1 protein-coding gene is annotated in these 540 nt (G+C 38.3%); it reads right to left on the bottom strand.

The genetic code is table 11. The features are described 5' to 3' along the window. Positions 1-491, bottom strand: a 491-nt coding sequence (locus ACFIJK_RS09505) for an ERF family protein (RefSeq protein WP_375627610.1), incomplete at its 3' end; no start/stop codon positions are given. Positions 492-540: the final 49 nt, after the last annotated feature.

Here is a 540-nt window from a genome sequence, read left to right on the forward strand (position 1 = left end):
TATCTGCGTGCGTATGTGATTGCAGAACCAACCGATTGTATATTTGACTTGCATCCTTTCGTGTCATAAGGAAACTTTCCTTCTGTTGAGATTTTATTTCCAGACGGATGCGTCAAAGTCATTTCTATAATTATATTGTCTGAACTCTGTTCTTTGATACGAGAAAACAAAGCAAATCGGTGTTTTGCAAGAGTATTTTTTACAGCATCAATGTACTGGTCAAGGGTTGCATATTGGCTGTTTGTATGGGTGTTTGTAGAGTTTTTTTGTATTTTTTGATATTCTATTTGCATATTCGAAAGATCACTGGCAAATCTTTCGTAGTTTTGTCGTTCTATTTCTTTTTCTCGTAATGCGATCAGGCGCTCTAAGCGGTCCATATCGACGTCATTTCCTAAGGCTTTATTTAAAATGCGTTCCATAGCAGTTTGTTCGACGGCTAAATGCTGTGTTTCTTCAATTTCTGTTAGGTTAGTGTTTTGTTCCCTCATCTTGATTTCCTCCTATTTGAGCGCAATTCCCCCGTGGCGTGAATCACGC

The organism is Bartonella sp. PS17NMGDW (genome assembly GCF_042193555.1).
In the GTDB taxonomy this organism is placed as follows: domain Bacteria; phylum Pseudomonadota; class Alphaproteobacteria; order Rhizobiales; family Rhizobiaceae; genus Bartonella; species Bartonella grahamii.